We start from the raw sequence: 14,717 nt of genomic DNA on the forward strand, positions 1-14,717 counted from the left end.
GTTGTAGTCTTGAATTGACAGACTTTAAACTAACAATGCCCTAAACGCTAAACGACTTACCACAGCCACAGCTTTGATTGGCATTGGGGTTGGTGAATTGGAATCCACCACCAATCATAGCATCGCTGTAATCCAGTACCAGACCGTAGAGATAAAGCAGACTTTTTGGATCACAGATTATTTTGAAGCCATCGTAGTCAAAGATTTCATCATTCTCCCGAATGTTACTAGGTTCTTCAAAATCCATCATGTAAGACAGTCCTGAACAGCCTCCCTGGCGAACACCAACTCGCAGGTAAAGGTCTTTTCCTTGACTTTGTTGCAGGGCTAAAACGTGCTTTAGAGCTTTGTCTGTCAGTTGAATACCTTTTTGCTGTGACTCAGTTACTTGTGCCATTGCTTACTTTTGACTCCTAATTTTGCTTGGTCTTAAGTTGTTGTGGATTTTAAAGAAAGATAATTATCAGGCTCTAACCCAAGATTTAGCTTAGAGTGTCTCATCAAACTAGATGCTTCACAGCTTATAGCTGAATCAGCTCTGCCAGTTCACAGTTTTGTTGTTTATCGATAATTCTCTAATTTGCGTGAAATGGGAATTATCGGGGGTTTAGATTTTAATTGTAACGAGTCTTTAGGCTACCATGCATTAATCATTCTACGTTATGGTTTAACCTTCCACCGTGACTAAGATACTGGCTAATCTCTTCTTCACTAACTCGGTAACCACAGTTAATAATCATCTTCTGTACTTGTTGGCTGCACTGCACCCCTTGCTCAGATATACCCAGACAGTTATAAACTGTCCTGAGTTGAGAGAATTCAGCCTTTTCATGGAACAAGCTCTCCCCCTCCCCAGGATGGGCGATTTCTTGCCAAAGTCTTAAGGCTTGTAAGTGATAGGCTAAGGCATGGGGGTAATTTCCCAAGTGGTAGTGAACCGCTCCGATATAATCCAAGCTTCTGGTGTTACGATGAAGTGATTTACTCAGTTCCTGACCAATCTCCAAAGCTTGATGATAGAAATCCAATGCCCGTAGTTCCTCACCTAGTCGGAAGTAAACTGTGCCAATCCTCTCAAGAGTAGTTAACTTCCGACTAGAGTAACCAGAGGATGTTTTTTTTTCGTGAATGCTTAGGGCTTGCTCCAAGACAGCTAGAGCTTGACGGTATCTTCCAAGCTGGGTATAAGCTTCCCCTATATTTTCCAGTGCTCTGCCTTCGCCCTCAACTGAATTGCCTAAGTTTTGAAAAATCTTCATGGCTTGGCGAAAGCATCTCAGAGCCAGCACTGGTTGATGCCAGCTATTGTGAATTTCCCCTAGGTGATTAAGGATTTTAGCAATTTCTGAATGATCTTGAGTTTTTTGGAAAATCCTCAATGCTTTTAGATAAACCTTAAATGCCTTATCATCCTGGTTAGTCTGGCAATAAGCCATTCCGAGATGATGAAGAATGACGCCTAAACTCTTGGGCGAACCAATATCATTGGCCATTTGTAAACTTTGCTTGAGACACTTGATTCCCCAGGCATACTCTCCCAAACGGCAATGAACTAACCCAATGCGTTTGAGAGTATCCACTTGACCAGCCAAATCTTCCTTAGTTTGACAAATTGCTAAGGTGTTTTGCAGTGTTTTGAGTATATTTTGTAACTGACTTTGGCGATACTTACGAGGTTGAGGCTGGACAGGGTCATCTCCTGCACTCTTGTTTTGGTGTTGCTCGACTTCCGTTTCAACTAGATTCTGAACCAGATGTGCCATAGTAATATTGCTCCCTGATGTAGATGGGGGGGATGATGGAGCCAAAGAAACTTGAGTAGCCCATCTCCCTTGCTCATTTTCAGCAGTTATGTCTCTGTTTTACCTCGGTTACCAGAGATAAGATTACTCACAACTTGCTGTATATTCCTAAATATATTTTTCAGTAAGTTAAGGAAATTATTGAGCTATTTATAAAAATTAACATCAGTAGCCTGTGCACACTAATCTGGAAAGACCTAGTTGCCGTCATACATACTACCTTCTTTCCCAATGTCCCCCTCAACAAGTTGCCGAGGATGCGCTTCTTGAAGCGAACTCACTCTCAAAATCTGTCCGGAGAAGCGTCATACCTACTCGAATAAGGAAGTAGTAGATGCACCCTGATCACCGCCCCCAGCTTTTACAGCTTGGGGGTTTCCTGATTTTTTAAGCTATTCCTCTGGTGTTCAGTTTTATGAGCAATAACCACTTATTTCCCCCGAAGAGTAGTAATTTCTTTAAGCCTCAGCTAACACAAATAAACTCAAGCCTCAGCTAACACAAATAAACTCCCGCACCTGCTCTAGATAAATCCCTGGAGCCTCCAACATCGGAAAGTGAGCTGTATCAGGAATTTCAACATACTTGACTTTTTGACTTAATTGTGATGCTCTACGTCCTAGTGCTGAAGGAATAATTTTGTCGTATTCACCAGAAACTAGCAGGGTTGGCACCTTTAACTGAGCAAACTTATTAGGCATTACCTCCGCCGCATACTTACTAACCGCAGTCAGCATTGTTCCCAAAGCTGCCTCATGATCTGCCATTAGGTAATCTGCCAAAAAATCCCGGCTCACTGCCCTAGGTAGGGGATGGTGCAAAAATCGCATCATGAACAGTGTACTGGCCAAGGGAATATTTAACAACCAACCGGGGCGGAACTTTACTACTAACTCACCAACTTTGTGAAAAGCGGTGAAGGATTTCTCGTCATAATCAAAAACACCGCTATTATTCAAAATTGCCTGCTCAACCCGCTCAGGATAACGATTGAGAAACATGGTAGCAGCAGATGCGCCTAGGGAGTGGGCATTGATATAGATACGACTAACTCCCAGGGTATCTAACAACACCGCTAAATCTTCAGCATAGTCCTCCATCTCATAGGTCAAGTTTGTCCCCTGTTGGGGTAATTTTGACCTACCAAACCCCTTTAGGTCATATAGGAGGCAGTCAAAGGTATTGGATAGAGCTTTAGCGGTACTTTCCCAGTAGCGAGACGAACCACACCAGCCATGGATAAATACCATCACAGGTTTATTTCCACAAGCTGTTGACTTCTTTACCCATTCATAGTAGTGTTCTACACCCCGAATTTGAATGTAAGGCATTTTTCGACCTTTGTCCTTTGTTAATTGAAAATCAACAATCAAAAATTAATAATAAACAATTAACAATCAACAATTAACAAGCAATAAATTTTATTTTGACCAATGACAAATGAAAAATTACTACTATGCTACTACTATGCTGATTCTGGCTTTGGCAATGAAGAAGGATGAACCAATAGTTCAGCAGTGGAGCGCTTCTCTACCATTTCCCTAGTGATTGTACAGCGAGTGACATCCTTACGAGAAGGCAACTCGTACATCACTTCCAGCATCAATTCTTCCACAATGCCCCTTAACGCCCTAGCACCAGTTTTACGACGGTAAGCTTCCTGGGCCAGCGCTCGAATTGCATCTGGCATAAACTCCAAGTTAACATTGTCCATCTTCAACAGCTTCATATACTGTTTGACCAGTGCATTCTTGGGTTCTGTCAAAATTGCCATCAGGGCTTCCTCATCCAGGGGTTCAATGACCGCTACCATTGGTATGCGACCAATGAACTCAGGAATCATGCCGAATTTCACCAAGTCATCTGGCTGCAAGTGTCGCAGAATATCTGCTGTGCGCTTTTCCTTCGACTGATTCTCTCCAGGCTGAATAAATCCCATGGAACGCTTGCCTAGGCGTTGCTCAACCACCTTATCCAAACCAACAAACGCACCACCGCAAATAAACAGAATATTGCTGGTGTCAATCTGAATGCAGTCTTGATAAGGATGTTTGCGTCCACCTTGAGGCGGGACATTAGCAATTGTTCCTTCTAGCATTTTCAGTAATGCTTGCTGGACTCCTTCCCCAGAAACATCCCTGGTAATGGAGGGATTTTCACTCTTGCGGGCTACCTTATCGATTTCATCGATATAGATAATCCCTCGCTGGGCTTCCTCCACATCCAGATCTGCCACTTGCAATAGTCGCAGTAAGATGTTTTCTACATCTTCGCCAACATAACCAGCTTCTGTCAGGGTTGTGGCATCTGCCACAGCAAAAGGCACATCTAATATTTTGGCTAAGGTTTGGGCGAGTAATGTTTTACCACAACCAGTAGGACCAATTAGAAGAATGTTGGACTTTTGTAGCTCTATGCCATCATCGATTATTCCCTGACCCTGACCCTGAGCTTTAGATTGGAGCAAGCTTAGGCGCTTGTAGTGGTTGTACACAGCAACTGACAGAACTTTTTTGGCTTCCTCCTGACCAATCACATGGTCATCTAGATACCGTTTAATTTCCCTGGGTTTGGGAATCTGATTCATGGAAATGCGGTTGGCACGGGGACGACGTTTCTTGGCAGGTTCTGGTCGAGGAGCAGGCTGGGGAGCAGGCGCACCGGAATCAAGTAACTCCTCATCTAAAATTTCATTACATAAATCAACACACTCATCACAAATATAGACTCCGGGGCCAGCAATTAATTTGCGTACTTGCTCTTGAGACTTACCGCAGAAGGAACATTTTAGATGGGAGTCGTATTTAGACATAAGAAGCCTCTTTCTAGATAGAAGCGACAGCTGCTTCCTGGTTAGGAAGATTCTGCCGGGAGATCACCTGGTCAATTAAACCATAGTCTTTAGCTTCCGCCGCTGACATGAAAAAGTCGCGTTCGGTATCTTCGGCAATTTGCTCCACCGGTTGACCGGTGTGATTAGCCAGTAATTGGTTAAGGGTTTGCTTGTGGTATAGAATTTCCCTAGCTTGGATTTCTATATCCACCGCTTGTCCCTGAGCACCGCCTAGGGGCTGGTGAATCATAATCCGAGAATTGGGCAATGCCATCCGTTTACCAGCAGCTCCCCCTGCTAGGAGAAATGCGCCCATACTAGCAGCTAAGCCATAGCAGATGGTAACCACATCAGGGCGCACTTGCTGCATCGTATCATATATTGCCATCCCTGCAGTTACCGAGCCACCTGGGGAGTTGATATACAATTGGATATCCTTTTCCTCGTCTTCAGCTTCTAGGTATAACAGCTGGGCAACAATTGAGTCAGCTACCACATCATCGACCTGGGTTCCCAAAAAGACAATGCGTTCTCGCAGCAGCCGCGAATAAATGTCAAATGCTCGTTCTCCCATTCCAGACTGCTCTACCACCATTGGTACAACAGTACTACTGGAGGTGATTTGGTATTGGTCTAGAGAACTTAAGCTGGTGATTGAGGAATGAGGGGACACAGATTGCAGCATAGGATACAACTCGTCAAGACCTCTCGATTTATTAATAAAGGTGCTATCTAACAAGGGCACGAATAGGCATAAAGTCAAAGTCTCTATAGAAACTATTATGCCTTAACTGTTTGCTTGTTGGTGCAAGAGTTTACGGTTAGAGAGTTGAGGCTTATCTACAAGCCTAAGCTGTTGAGCTAAGGTGTGTTTATTCTAAGCAATCTAAGCTGAGCCTTGGGTTTCAGCCTCAGAATTATGAAAGTTAAATCCGCAACAGCTTAGCCACTCACTACCACTTCCCCTGGGCAAATCACCAACAAGGCCAACTCTAGGATTTACTCAGAAACTGGTTCAGCTGGTACTTCAATGGTCTGGGAAGCCGCATCGGTTGTTTCTAGTTCGGTTACTGTAACGGCCGTGTCTTCTGCTTCAGTTTCTTCTTCTTCGGTGATGGTTCCTTTGGGAACCAGCTCTATAGTACCGTGATCTTCTAACCATTTAATGGCTTTGAGTTTGAGCAAATCGGACTCGACGAATTCCCTCAGCCGATCCGGATCTACCTCTTGACCAGCCAACTCCTTCATCAATTCTTTACTTTTCGCTTCTATTTCCGACTCTTCAACGGTTAGGGATTCACGTGTAGCTATTTCCTTAAGGGCTAGGGATTGTCGGAGGCTTTGGATGGCATCAGGACGTGATCTTTCTCGCAGCTGTGGTAGATTCTCTTCGGTAAACAGCCTTTTGACATCCATTCCCAACTGTTGCATCTGGATCGCTGTTTGGGTCAAAATTGTTTGGAGTTCCTGGTCAATTAGCGTTTCAGGCAATTCAACTTCAACCTTTTCCAGGAGAGCGTTGATTAAAGCCTCCTCCTTGCTGGCTTGCGTTTCTTGATCAGCTTTTTCCTGAAACTCCTGCTGTAAATATTCCCGTAACTCTGCCAAGGTTTCTTGATCACTAACTTCTTGAGCGAAGTCGTCATCTAACTCTGGCAGCTCTTTTTCCTTGATTTCTTTTAGGGTGATGCTAAAGACCGACGACTTGCCAGCTAAATCTTCTAGGGGGTAATCTTCAGGAAACGTTACTGGTACTTCTTTATTCTGATCAGGATTCATACCAACGATGCCTTGAAGAATGTCCTCTAGGAACTTGCCTTCCCCAAGTTCAATTTCAAAATCCTTAGCCTCACCGTTAGGTATTACTGAGCCTTCATCCTCTTCGCTATCACCAGTAAATCGACCGACATAATCCACCACGACCACATCTCCCATCTGAGCTGGGCGTGATTCCACTGGTACTAGGGTAGCCTGCTCAACACGCCGTTCTTCGAGAAAATTCTCGACGGCATCCGGTTCAACCTTAGTTTCCTCAGCTGTCACACTTAAGCCATTGTATTCCCCTAAATTAACCAATGGTGGCACATCGACCGATGCGGTGAAGGTTAGGGGTTCCCCTGGTTTGAACTGGCTGAGCAAATCTTCTAAGGTAGAGGTTAAATTATAGTTCCCTAGTGCCTCAATTTGGGCTTGCTCAATCGCCTGCTTTAGACTACTGTCTAGCAACTCTTCGATGGCAGCAGCTTTTACCTGTTGGGCACCAAGACGTTGTAGCAAAACCTGACGGGGTACCTTACCTTGGCGAAACCCAGGAATTTTGACGGTGCGGGAAAGGTTCTGTAAAACCTTTTCATAGGCTTGTTTGGTCGTTTCAGCCGGAATTTCAATTTTCAGACCAACCTGGCTAGCGGGAAGTTTTTCCTGAGTTACTTTCATTGACGCTTGGGTGTGAAGAGTTAATTGTTTAATGAGTCGGGACAGTGGATAATCAACCAGGCTGAATCAAAGATTCGACCTGGGGACTCCTATATTACTTTAGGTGTTGCCTGCTTCGACCAACAAAATTCACCAAAAAGATTTACATTGTTTCAGCCAAGGTATTTATCCACATGCACTAGTTGCCCTAGCCGACGCGCCATCAGGGGGTTTGGCAACAAAGTCGCTAGCCACGAATTTCTCAAGGGGTTTGAGTCAAAACGCCGATCTCCAAAGGAGTAGAGGTGAACATTAACCGTTATCGAGTATCGATACAGATGGACAACCTCTACTTCGGATTGAACTAGACGGGAGAATCCAAAGCAATTATGGTATGCTGATCCTAACAACCAGTAAAGCGTGAAGCACATCTACCAGTTCCTTTACGGCAGTAGACAGAACTATCTATAGGTGGTTACTACAGCCTTTAAGCCAGCTCTTAGTCGATCAGAGCTTTTTAAGTGTACCTAACACGCCAGTCGATGACTCTGGCCCGGGCTAAATAGGGCAGTGTGAGCGATTACACTCGCGCTAATTGATAAGTTTATTATTTATGTGGTAATTCCAGGCATTTTATTAAGACGCCAAGGGAAGATAGGGAACAGGGTAAGGCCAAGAATCAATAAGGAGGCATTATTATCAACAATATTGAGACAAAAGTGCAATAGTACTGAGAATCAAGGCTTATTATGGTCATAACCCTTGGGCCATATCACATTTTGGATCAATTTTTATTTCGCTTACCCTGCTATAGCGAACCGTTATCAGAGGTTAAATACCTAGTAAGGGAAAAAAAATTTAGATACTCTTAAAGAATGCACTGATGAAATTATCAAAATATTTACTATGTTGAATTGAATGAGTGGAGGAAAGTCATTTGTCTAGTCAAGTTCGCGTTGCCATCTTAGGCGCAACGGGTGCCGTAGGTGAAGAACTACGGTTACTCTTGCAAAGCCGAAACTTCCCACTGGCTGACCTTAAGCTGTTAGCCTCACCCCGCTCTGCTGGTCGTGTCATCCCCTTTCAGGGAGAAAAGTTACCAGTGGAAGCGGTGGGAGAGCACTCTTTTGATAAGGTAGATTTGGTCTTAGCATCAGCTGGGGGGGCAACGTCGAAAGCTTGGGCGGCTATTGCTGTAAAAAGTGGTGCAGTGGTCATTGATAACTCCAGTGCCTTTCGGATGGATCCACAAGTGCCTCTAGTGATTCCGGAAATCAATCCAGAGGCAGCAGCAAATCATCAAGGAATTATTGCGAATCCCAATTGCACTACGATTTTAATGGGTATGGCAGTATGGCCATTACATCAGGTACAGCCAGTAAAACGCATAGTGGTAGCTACTTATCAATCCGCTAGTGGTGCTGGAATGAAAGCAATGGAAGAATTAAAATTACAGACTCAGGCAATTTTGGAAGGAGGAACGCCACCAACAGAAAGCTTTCCTTATCCCCTGGCATTTAACTTGTTCCCCCACAACTCCCCTTTAAATGAGCAGGGGTACTGTCAGGAAGAAATGAAGATGGTCAATGAAACCCGCAAAATATTTAATGCTCCACAGTTAAAAATTAGTGCTACCTGTGTACGGGTTCCCGTACTGCGTGCTCACTCAGAAGCAGTTAACTTAGAATTCGACCAACCCATGCCAGTGGCTCAGGCAAGAGAAATATTAGCCACTGCCCCTGGAGTAAAACTAGTAGAAGATTGGCAGGCGAACTACTTCCCTATGCCTATTGATGCGTCCGGTAATGACGAAGTACTAGTGGGTAGGATTCGACAAGACCTTTCTCACCCTTGTGGTCTAGAAATTTGGTTGAGTGGAGACCAGATTCGTAAGGGTGCTGCCTTGAATGCAGTGCAAATTGCTGAGTTATTGGTAGCCAAAAATTGGCTAAAGTCCTTAGTCCCTAGTTCTTAGTCCTTTGTCGGGTTTTGTCAAAAGTCCTTTGTCGCTCGCAAAAAGTATTCTGGCACAGAAGCTACACCAATGACTAATGAATAATGACTAATGAATAATGACCAATGACCAATGACCAATAATTAATGAGGAGTTAGAAAAGGGTGGTCAATTTTGGACGTGTGCTAACGGCGATGATTACGCCGTTTAGGGAAGATAGCAGCGTCAATTATGCTGTGGCAGAGCACTTAGCAGCTCATTTGGTTGACAATGGGACAGATACTTTGGTCGTATGTGGTACGACTGGGGAATCTCCTACCCTTACCTGGGATGAAGAGTACCAGCTATTCCAAGTAGTCCAAAAAGCAGTTGCAGGTAAAGCCAAGGTAATTGTTGGAACGGGTTCAAATTCTACAGAAGAAGCGATCGCTGCTACTGAAAAAGCTGCTAAACTAGGGTTAGATGGATCATTACAAGTTGTACCGTATTACAATAAACCGCCACAGTCAGGACTATACCAACATTTCCAAGCGATCGCAAAATCGAGTCCTGACTTTCCCCTGATGCTCTACAATGTACCGGGTCGCACAGGACAAAATCTCCAACCGGAGACGATTGCTCGTTTAGCCCAAATTCCTAATATCGTAGCTCTCAAAGAGGCTAGTAGCGACTTTGAACAGACTAGTCAAATTAGGCGTTTAACCCCACCAGATTTTGCCATCTATTCTGGCGATGACTCCTTTACCCTAGCCACCCTGGCACTAGGAGGAGCAGGTGTAGTTAGTGTAGCCAGTCATCTGGTTGGCTCCCAAATCCAACAGATGATTCAAGCTTTTGAGGAGGGTAAAACTACCGAGGCTACTCAAATTCACCTCAAGCTTTTTCCCTTATTTAAAGTACTCTTTTGTACTACCAATCCTATCCCGATCAAAACAGCACTAGAACTTCAAGGTTGGCAGGTGGGTAGTTTTCGCTCACCCCTGTGCGAACTACCCTCTGAATTAAAATCCCGTTTAAAGGAGGTTCTAATTGAGCTGGATTTAATTTAAATCAGTACTCATTTTTTGGTAACAATTACCTTTGATCAGATCTATCTTCGCTTTGTAAGGGAGGAAAGATGAATGACTGCTTAGCGAAGACTATGTTAGGGATTGCGAGGGAGATTAGTTAGCTATAAAGGGTTGATTGAATTTTGGCTTCCTTTATCCCTAATTTTTTACTATTTTTTTATTTTATATTATTTTATTTCCTATTATTTTCACGTTTATTTGCTAATAATGATTTTAGCATAAAAAGCTATACATCATTGCTTTATATGTGTAATTTATATCTATATTAAAAAGGTAATTGGTATCACTTTTATCAAATTTTTACTATCAAAAACCCCCCGAGGATTAAAATGACTAAGCAAACATCTAAACCAGCTTTAAAAATTATTCCCCTAGGCGGACTCCATGAAATTGGCAAGAACACTTGTGTTTTTGAATTCAATGACGAAATCCTGCTCTTAGATGCTGGGATTGGCTTTCCTAATGATGAGATGCATGGAATTAATATCGTCCTCCCCGATATGACCTATTTACGGGAAAATCGTCACAAAATCAAGGGCATGATTGTCACTCACGGTCATGAAGACCATATTGGTGGCATTCCCTATCATTTAAAGCAGTTTGATATTCCCGTGATTTATGGACCCCGCTTAGCCATGGCATTACTTCAAGGCAAGCTAGAAGAAGCTGGTGTAGCTGATCACACGGAATTGAAACCTGTAATGCCCCGTGAAACGGTACATATCGGTTCTTCATTCCTTGTAGAATTTATTCGCAACACTCACTCAATTGCTGATAGCTTTACCATTGCCATTCATACGCCAGTGGGTGTGATTATCCATACAGGTGATTTCAAAGTTGACCATACCCCTGTCGATGGAGAATTCTTCGATTTCCAAACACTAGCGGAACATGGGGAAAAAGGGGTCTTGTGCTTGATGAGTGACTCGACTAACGCCGAAGTTCCCGGACATACTCCATCTGAACGTTCGGTTTATCCGAATCTAGAACGGGCCATTGCCCAAGCACCAGGACGAGTCCTAGTGACTACCTTTGCCTCCTCAGTTCACCGGATAAGTATAGTCCTGGATATCGCCCAAAAACAAAACCGGAAGGTGGCAATTGTGGGTCGTTCCATGCTGAATGTGATTGCCCACGCTCGTAGCCTGGGTTACATTAAATGCCCAGATAACTTGTTTGAGCCGTTAAAAGCAATTAAAAATATAGCGCCAGAAAAAATCCTGATTCTGACAACGGGTTCTCAAGGGGAACCGCTAGCCGCAATGACTCGGATTTCTAAAGGGGAACACCGGGAAATTCAAATCCAAGCAGGGGACACAGTTGTCTTCTCTGCCAACCCCATTCCTGGTAATACGATTGCGGTGGTGAATACCATTGATCGGTTAATGAAGCTGGGAGCCAATGTAGTGTATGGTCGTAAGCATGGCATTCATGTTTCTGGTCACGGTGCTCAGGAAGACCATAAACTGATGTTGGCTCTAACACGACCAAAATTCTTTATGCCGGTGCATGGTGAACATCGGATGCTAGTTAAACATGCCTTGATGGCTCATAGTATGGGTATCCCTGTGGAAAATACTGTGATTACCGACAATGGGGATGTAGTGGAGTTATCTGAGGACAGCATTAGTATTACAGGTAATGTCCCCTCAGGTATTGAACTGGTAGACCGCACTGGTATTGTTCATGACAATGTTATGAAAGAACGTCAGCAGTTGGCTGGAGATGGAGTAGTGACTGTAGCTGCAGCAATCAGTTGGGATGGCAAACTCCTTGCCAAGCCAGAAATTCATCTGCGGGGTGTGGTCTCACCGTTAGAAACATCCCTCCTGCAACAGTTGGTGATCAAAAGAATTGAACGGACATTAAGCGATCGCTGGTCAGATTTTGATAAATCCTTGACAGGGAAACCGACGGAAATTGATTGGGAAGGCTTGCAAAAGCAAATTCAAGCTGACCTCCAGCGTTTAGCTCGCCGGGAACTCAGAAGTCGTCCGCTGTTGGTGTTCTTGCTGCAAACCCCAGAGGAACCACCAGTTAAGGTCACAGGTACACGACGTCGGCGCTCTACTGCCAAGGTGGCATCATAAGCAGAAGGGTGAAGGTTCGCCCTTGGCGTCCTTTTTGCCTTATTTTCGTTCTTAATTCCCAAAAAGACTGACTTCAACACTCAGGAAACAACTCAATGTTGAAGTCAGTCTTTTTTTTTATGACATTAGATTCACTGATGAGTTATTCTAATCAGTGTGATGAGTTATTCTAATCAGTGTGATTACTCAATCCCTATTGCCAAATTGCCAAAGTTCCGTAAGACTGACCAAGCTTGGTCATTACGGATCTTGGCAGCATATCAGTAGATGCAGTTAATTACACAGATAAGCTAGTTTCACAGATAAGCTGGTACACACTAAACTGATCTATTGGAATTGATCACAGCTTGTTGGCAGTTGATCCTTAACCCTTAACAGTCAACTATGCTTTAAGCGCGCTACTGGAAAAGCTGCGCTTGCCAGTTATCAACTCTGATGCCCCTGTAGCGAAGGAGCTGAGGCTGGATTACTAAACCAAAAGCTCAGTTTATGTCCCTCGGAACTATCGCGCACCAATGGCTGCAATTGAGTAGCGTAAATGGGTATTAGCTTACCTGGTTTACACTAACTGCTATCTATAGGATTTTTCCAGGATTTTTCCTGACCTAGCCATGTTTGTGTCGATTGACTATATATATTTAATTCGATTTTAAGATCAGCTGCTGATTTCCAGCGGCGAAGAGACCCTATTCCAATAGTGATAGGGTAAGGACAAAAAAAAGGCGGTATGCCTGTAATAACCACCAATATCGGCTCTCCTCAGGCAGAGGGGGGGGTGTTATCTTGCTCTGGCAAGATATGCATAAAAATGATCCTCTGTCAATCCGGTATGAGAAAGATATCTTGTGTAGTTATATTACAGGCGACTGGATTACCGCCTACTAGTAGTATCACAGGTAAAAGACATGAGTGTATCTGATTATACAATAAGTAAGCTAATCATTACAAGCCGGGTTTGGATTAACCCAGGAACAGATTCCTCCAAGGTTACAATTCCTGCCTTACCCGGCAAGACCAGGAAGACTTTTGATCTGCTGGAGTCATTACGGCAGTGGCTGAACCAAATTGAGGTTGATAACCCCAAATTAGCCCACCGTCTCTGCCGACTAATTCCAGCCCAGTGTCCTTTTGAACGGCAGATTAAACTGTTCAATCGCACTCTACTTCGGATTCCACCATTGTGTAAACTCAATCCTGTCTATGATGAAGTGGTAGCCCTGCGCTTCCGAGCACTGTCTTATCTGGCGGATGAATGTGGTGAAGATATCACCTGTTACTGCTAAAATTCCGAAACGAGAATTTTAGCTGCGGGCGTCGGGAAACCGTGCCTATTAGAAAACATCATGGCCATTATTGCCCTAAAAGCCTGGTATCTCCAGAAATACGAACCCATCAAAGAATTGGAGAAACGCCACCATGACCTGCGTTTGAGCAAAAATAGTTTGCTTAAGTCAGGCTTAAGAGCAGATTTTTTGGATGATAGCCAGGATGTGAAAAACTCTGAATGGTTTAAGCGCTACCTAGCAGGGGAAACGGTGGAGTTCTACATAGAAGGTAGTGGGGGCTATGCCATTTCCAATATTGACTTGATTTCTCACGAGATTTACTTCACGAAGCGAGAGGTAATGGCACAACTGTCGCCAATAATCTTTGTGAGTTACCAGACTGAATACAGTGCCTCTAGTGAGGCTTTGCGTAGCACCCTGTCAGATACCCTAGACACCTTTAATCAGCGATCGCGTTTACCCCTAACCCTAGAAGAATCCCGACGCCCAATTGGTCAACCAATGCGCCTGGGGAGTACCCAGATGCGTAAAATCCGCAAAAGTCTGGTATTCATTGCTGATGGCACCCCGGTGGCTGGTCTAGCAACGGAAAACAAACCCTTACTTATCCCTAGTCCCTATGTTTGTGTGGAAATCGGCTATGCTTTAACGGCTAAGCCGACGGAACAGATTTTGCTGGTGAAAATGGAGCGACCAGATTTACCAGGACAGTTTCCTTTTGATCTGCCTAGCTACCAGCAGCTGATCTACCAAAGTCCACAGGAACTGCGCCAAATGTTGCCAACGGTGATGGAAAATTTGCTGAAACGGTTTAATTTATCAATCTAAGTAATCTGTAAATCTCAAGCAAGACTGGTGGATAAAGGACAAAGGAGGTGTAAGGGGATTTGGTGTATTGGGAATCCCTTTGAACTTGGAGCAATGACTTTTTGCCTTCCCCTTCAAGGTCGCTGATAATAGTTGGGATGGATTAAGGAGAATTTTCGATGCCAAGAACCCCAGACGAGTACGCTGTTCACATTCTTTTGTCAAGTGGTCACCGGGAAGAAGTACGGTTTGCCACAATTAAAGAGTTTCAAAAGTGGTATAGTGGCGAACTTATCCCAAAATCTAACTCTGAAGACTTCATTAGCGTACCCATTAAAAATGTTCAAGGGGAGTACATGGTAGTACGTCCTGCTCGGATCGCTGCTATCCGGGTGGAACCTATTTTCTCTGGTAGCGTCGAACGTTTTTAATGCAGCTTGACTGCTTTGACTCGGCAATA

At 44.0% G+C, this 14,717-nt stretch carries 12 protein-coding genes; 6 read left to right on the forward strand and 6 right to left on the reverse strand.

Annotated features, from left to right (window positions below):
* Positions 1-40: 40 nt before the first annotated feature.
* The 6 genes from LYNGBM3L_RS17035 to tig all read right to left on the reverse strand — a co-directional run bounded on the left by LYNGBM3L_RS17035 (position 41) and on the right by tig (position 7,071).
* Entirely contained in the window at positions 41-397 is a 357-nt protein-coding gene (locus tag LYNGBM3L_RS17035; RefSeq protein WP_044493591.1) for a HesB/IscA family protein, read from the reverse strand.
* 253 nt (positions 398-650) lie between these two features.
* The gene (locus tag LYNGBM3L_RS17040) at positions 651-1,763 is read right to left on the reverse strand and encodes a tetratricopeptide repeat protein (protein ID WP_008185754.1); all 1,113 of its coding nucleotides are present in this window, start codon (positions 1,761-1,763) and stop codon (positions 651-653) included.
* A gap of 530 nt (positions 1,764-2,293) precedes the next feature.
* The gene (locus tag LYNGBM3L_RS17045; RefSeq protein WP_044493593.1) at positions 2,294-3,133 is read right to left on the reverse strand and encodes an alpha/beta fold hydrolase; all 840 of its coding nucleotides are present in this window, start codon (positions 3,131-3,133) and stop codon (positions 2,294-2,296) included.
* Between the two features lie 134 nt (positions 3,134-3,267).
* Positions 3,268-4,614 carry an ATP-dependent protease ATP-binding subunit ClpX gene (clpX, locus tag LYNGBM3L_RS17050; protein ID WP_008185758.1) on the reverse strand — a complete coding sequence of 449 codons (1,347 nt, stop codon included), beginning with the start codon at positions 4,612-4,614 and terminating at the stop codon, positions 3,268-3,270.
* A 13-nt stretch (positions 4,615-4,627) separates the two neighbouring features.
* Positions 4,628-5,320 carry an ATP-dependent Clp endopeptidase proteolytic subunit ClpP gene (gene clpP / locus LYNGBM3L_RS17055; RefSeq protein ID WP_008185759.1) on the reverse strand — a complete coding sequence of 231 codons (693 nt, stop codon included), beginning with the start codon at positions 5,318-5,320 and terminating at the stop codon, positions 4,628-4,630.
* A 314-nt stretch (positions 5,321-5,634) separates the two neighbouring features.
* Positions 5,635-7,071: a trigger factor gene (gene tig, locus LYNGBM3L_RS17060; protein ID WP_008185761.1), complete on the reverse strand. Its 1,437-nt coding sequence runs from the start codon at positions 7,069-7,071 to the stop codon at positions 5,635-5,637.
* 916 nt (positions 7,072-7,987) lie between these two features.
* Between tig and LYNGBM3L_RS17065 the strand changes: the two genes are divergently transcribed.
* From LYNGBM3L_RS17065 to LYNGBM3L_RS17090, 6 genes are all read left to right on the forward strand, one after another.
* The gene (locus LYNGBM3L_RS17065) at positions 7,988-9,025 is read left to right on the forward strand and encodes an aspartate-semialdehyde dehydrogenase (protein WP_044493596.1); all 1,038 of its coding nucleotides are present in this window, start codon (positions 7,988-7,990) and stop codon (positions 9,023-9,025) included.
* A gap of 143 nt (positions 9,026-9,168) precedes the next feature.
* Complete coding sequence (gene dapA, locus LYNGBM3L_RS17070; RefSeq protein ID WP_044493598.1) at positions 9,169-10,053, forward strand: 4-hydroxy-tetrahydrodipicolinate synthase; 885 nt, start codon at positions 9,169-9,171, stop codon at positions 10,051-10,053.
* A 350-nt stretch (positions 10,054-10,403) separates the two neighbouring features.
* Positions 10,404-12,164: a ribonuclease J gene (locus tag LYNGBM3L_RS17075; RefSeq protein ID WP_008185769.1), complete on the forward strand. Its 1,761-nt coding sequence runs from the start codon at positions 10,404-10,406 to the stop codon at positions 12,162-12,164.
* A gap of 905 nt (positions 12,165-13,069) precedes the next feature.
* Positions 13,070-13,447 (forward strand): Mo-dependent nitrogenase C-terminal domain-containing protein, encoded by a 378-nt coding sequence (locus tag LYNGBM3L_RS17080; RefSeq protein WP_008185771.1) that lies wholly within the window; start codon positions 13,070-13,072, stop codon positions 13,445-13,447.
* 60 nt (positions 13,448-13,507) lie between these two features.
* A complete protein-coding gene (locus tag LYNGBM3L_RS17085) occupies positions 13,508-14,278 on the forward strand; it encodes a hypothetical protein (protein WP_008185773.1) in 771 nt (256 codons plus the stop codon).
* Between the two features lie 158 nt (positions 14,279-14,436).
* Complete coding sequence (locus LYNGBM3L_RS17090) at positions 14,437-14,688, forward strand: hypothetical protein (RefSeq protein WP_008185775.1); 252 nt, start codon at positions 14,437-14,439, stop codon at positions 14,686-14,688.
* The last annotated feature ends 29 nt before the right edge of the window (positions 14,689-14,717 follow it).

This window comes from Moorena producens 3L (genome assembly GCF_000211815.1).
Lineage (GTDB): Bacteria > Cyanobacteriota > Cyanobacteriia > Cyanobacteriales > Coleofasciculaceae > Moorena > Moorena producens.